Raw genomic sequence first — 4015 nt, 5'->3', positions numbered from 1 at the left:
GTGAGCCGAAGGCGGTGACGAGGATGTTCGACGGCTTGATGTCGCGGTGCAGCAGGCCGGAGCGGTGGGCGGTCTCGAGCGCCGAGGCGATCTTGACCGACAGTTGAAGCACTTCGGCCACGGGCATGACCTCGCGCCGGTAGCGATTGGTCAGCGAGGTGGGGCAGTACTCCATGACCAGGTAGGGCCGGCCGTCGGCGGAGATGCTCGCCTCGTAGATCGTCAGGATCGAGGGGTGCGAGCTCAGGCGGGCCATGACGTCGGCCTCGGCGTTGAACATACGCAGCAGGCCCTCGTCGACGATGTCCTCCAGCAGCACCTTCACGGCGACCGGGCGCCGCGGCAGATTCTGCTCGAAGAGGAACACGTCGGCGAAGCCGCCGGTCCCGAGGGGACGCACATAGGTGAACCCTGGAAGCACGGGGGGCGCAGAAGGAAGCCTGTTCGCCACCGTTCACCTCACGTGCCCTGGGAGTCGACGGGGGCCGCGGAGCGAGAAGCCGAGCCCCCGCTGTACGGCTTCCTTAGAAGTTTCTAACACAGGGCGCACGTGCCTGGAAATCGTCGCTCGCGCTACGGCGCGGCGTGGAAGCGGGCGACGTTGCCGTCGCCGATGTCCAGCACTGCTCCCTCGGCCAGACGCGCCGTCGCGCCGCCGCGCAGCAGCATCGCCGAGCCGTCCGCGTGGCGCACCACGGTGCCGTTCGTGGAGTCCAGATCACGCACCAGCAGGTGGTCGCCGTCGAGCACCACCTCGATGTGCGTTCCCGATATCTCGCGCCGCGGGGACGACAAGGGCACGAGCCTCGCCCCGGGGTGCGCCCCCGGATCGGGGGCCCGTCCGAACACCACCGGAAGATCGAGCTCGAGCACCCGTCCGCCGTCCATGGCGAGCACGAGCCGGCGCGGGGCGTCCGGCCGGGCGGCAGCACGCGCGCGGTCGGGACGTGCACCCACGGCCGCCGAGACGAGCGCTGCCAGTTCTTCGCGGTCGAACACGGTCGTCGACTGTGCGGCGTCGTCCTCCAGGTCTGCGGCCCAGTCCGGGACGACACCAGCACGGTCGGCGGGGGCGGGGCGCTCTGGCGGCACCGTGCCCCACTGCAGGCGGTCGGATCTCACGACCCCCCGCCCGAGCGGCAGCAGCGCCGTCGGCGATGTCGCTCCCAGGGTCAGCGCGATCCCCGCCACGTGCTGGGCGGACCCCTCGACCCACGTGCCGATGCCCGGTCCCGCGAGCGTCGTACGCTCCGGTCCGTGCAGCTGGGCCTCGGCGGTGCCGCGCACCGCGACATTGACCGAGCTCGTCCGCGCGTCGACCAGCTCGACGAGCGCGAAATCGGGGAGCAGCTCGATGCCGCGCTCGGCGAGCGCGGACAGCACATCTTCGAGCGCCGTGTCGCCGGCGGACAGCAGCGTCCACAGCTCCCGGGCGGACGCGTCCCCGATCTCCGACGACGCCACGAGCAGAAAACGATCGCCGACCATGGCGAACCCGGCCTCGGCCGCCACCGGCGCCACACTGTAGCTGAACACGCCTCCACCCTATGGTGGCGGTGCGCTCTGTGCCGGTCAGATCCAGCCGGGCAGCCAGTTGTGTGCGCGCCAGAAGTCGTACGGCACGGTGACGGCCGACACCAGCGGGTACCAGAAGGCCGAGACGAGCAATGCGATGGTGAGGAAGACGATCACGACGCGCTGCCCCGCACGACGTCGCACCGGGTCGGCGCTGTGCGGCGCCGCGATGTCCTGCAGAGCGAAAGTGAGCGCGAGCAGTGAGAACGGCAGGATGACCACCGTGTAGAACTGGAAGACCGTGCGCTCGGGGTAGAACAGCCACGGCACCCATGTCGAGGCGATGGCCGTCAGCACGAACGCATCCCGCCATGACCGCCGCACGATGAACCGGTACACGAGGTAGAGGGTCGCCGCCGCGGCCGCCCACCACACGAGCGGGTTCGGCATGCTGTAGATGATGTCCATGCAGCCATTCGCCGCGGCGCAGCCCGCGTCGCCGTCTGCGGTGCGGGCGGCGTACATCGAGGTGGGGCGCAGCAGCAGCGGCCACTGCCAGGCGGGACTGGCGTAGCTGTGAGGCGAGTCCATGCCCGCCGCCGACGCGTAGATGGCCTCGTGATAGCGCCACAGGCTCTGCAGCGCCGCGGGCACCCAGGCCCACACTCCGCCCGCCGGCGAGGTGTCGGCGCTCTGGCGCCCGTAGCCGCCCTCGGTGACGAGCCACCCCGTCCACGAGGCCAGATACACCGCGGCCGCCACGGGAACGAGCAGCACGAACGAGGCGGCGCCCTGGCGGACGGCATCGGTCGGCCACTGCCAGATACCGAGGCGGCGACGGGCGAGCGCGTCGGTGACGACGGCGTAGAGCCCGATGGCTGCGAGCACCCACACGCCCGACCACTTCACCGCCGCCGCCGCACCGGCGGCGACCCCTGCGGCGACCAGCCACGGGCGGTTCCACAGCACCGGACCCCACACCGGTGGCTCGCCCGCGTGACTCCGAGCCGTCACGGCGGCGGCGAGGCGATCCAGGTGTCCGGCTCGGTCCAGCAGCGCGAACCAGAATGCCACCAGCACGAAGAGCATGAGCGGCGTGTCCAGCAGGGCGACGCGGCTCATCGAGATCGCGAGACCGTCGACCGCCATGAGGCCCGAGGCGACGGCGGCGAAGGCGAGCGAGCCGGTGAGGGCACGGGCGACGAAGTACAGCACCAGCACCGCGGCGGTGCCCGCGAGCGCGACGCCCACGCGCCAGCCGAACGACGAGTCCGGTCCGAACAGCGCCATGCCCGCCCCGATGATCCACTTTCCCAGCGGCGGGTGCACCACGAAGCTGCCGATGTCGGTGAACGCGTCGGTGTCGCCGGCGGCGAAGGCGGCGTCCGCCTCCTCGGGCCAGGTGGCGGCGTAGCCGAGGTTCCACTGGCTCCAGGCATCCTTCACGTAATACGTCTCGTCGAAGACGATGGCGTGGGGGTGCCCCAGGTTCCACAGCCGCAGGATGCCGGCGACCACCGTGATCACCAGCGGGACGATCCAGCCCAGGCGGCGCGCGAGCCGAGGGTCGGCGCGCACGCGGGCCGCCAGGCGGTCGTACCACGACGGCGCCTCGGGAAGCAGCGTCTCGGCGGTCACGCAGACCACCTTATGCTGGCTCGATGATCATCCTTGCGGCCACCCCGATCGGCAATCTGGGCGACGCGTCCAGGCGGCTGATCGAAGCACTCGAGACCGCTCAGGTGGTCGCCGCGGAGGACACCCGCACCACCCAGCGCCTGCTGGCGGCGCTCGGTGTCGCCAACCGTCCCCGCCTCATCGCGCTGCACGACCACAACGAGAAGGCACGTGCGGGTGAGCTCGTCGCCCTCGCGCGCGAGCAGGATCTGCTCGTGCTCAGCGATGCCGGCATGCCGACCGTCAGCGACCCCGGCTACGGGCTGGTCGCGGCCGCCGCTGCGGCGGGCGTGACGGTCACCGCGATCCCCGGGCCCAGCGCCGTGCTGACGGCGCTGGCGGTGGCCGGTCTTCCGACCGATCGCTTCACCTTCGAGGGCTTCCCGCCGCGCAAGGCGGGGGAGCGGGCGTCGACGTTCGGCGCGCTGGCACGCGAGCCGCGCACCATGGTCTTCTTCGAGGCGCCGTCGCGGCTGGCGACAACGCTTGCCGCGATGGCCGTGGCTTTCGGCGACGACCGGCCGGCGGCGGTCTGCCGCGAGCTGACGAAGATGCACGAGGAGATCGTGCGCGGCGGACTGGCTGAACTGGCCGCATGGGCCGAGGGCGGCGTCCGCGGCGAGATCGTCGTGGTCGTCGGCGGGGCGCCGGCTCGCGCGTCCGATCCCGACGACGCACTCGCCCACGTGCAGGAACTCGTCCGTGACGGCGTGAGACTGAAGGATGCCGCGGGCCAGGTGGCCGCGGCATCCGGTCTGTCCTCGCGCGAGCTGTACCAGGCGGCTCTCGCCGCCCGGTCAGCCGGCCGCTGACTCAGCCCTTG

The 4015-nt window shown here is 71.6% G+C and carries 4 protein-coding genes; 1 reads left to right on the top strand and 3 read right to left on the bottom strand.

Annotated features, from left to right (window positions below; all coding sequences use genetic code 11):
- The 3 genes from NQ160_RS19945 to NQ160_RS19935 form a co-directional block, all read right to left on the bottom strand.
- The coding region (locus NQ160_RS19945; RefSeq protein WP_257516849.1) for a protein kinase domain-containing protein at positions 1–451 on the bottom strand (451 nt) is incomplete at its 3' end.
- A 122-nt stretch (positions 452–573) separates the two neighbouring features.
- Complete coding sequence (locus NQ160_RS19940; protein ID WP_257516848.1) at positions 574–1536, bottom strand: FHA domain-containing protein; 963 nt, start codon at positions 1534–1536, stop codon at positions 574–576.
- A 36-nt stretch (positions 1537–1572) separates the two neighbouring features.
- Positions 1573–3153, bottom strand: coding sequence for a dolichyl-phosphate-mannose--protein mannosyltransferase (locus tag NQ160_RS19935; protein WP_257516847.1), 1581 nt, complete (start codon positions 3151–3153; stop codon positions 1573–1575).
- Positions 3154–3176: 23 nt separating this feature from the next.
- On the opposite strand from NQ160_RS19935, the gene rsmI reads away from it, so the two are divergent.
- Positions 3177–4004, top strand: coding sequence for a 16S rRNA (cytidine(1402)-2'-O)-methyltransferase (gene rsmI / locus NQ160_RS19930; RefSeq protein ID WP_257516846.1), 828 nt, complete (start codon positions 3177–3179; stop codon positions 4002–4004).
- The last annotated feature ends 11 nt before the right edge of the window (positions 4005–4015 follow it).

It is taken from the genome of Microbacterium sp. zg.Y909 (assembly GCF_024626565.1).
The sequence above is the reverse complement of the archived record's forward strand: the minus strand, read 5'-3'. Positions and strand labels throughout refer to the sequence as shown.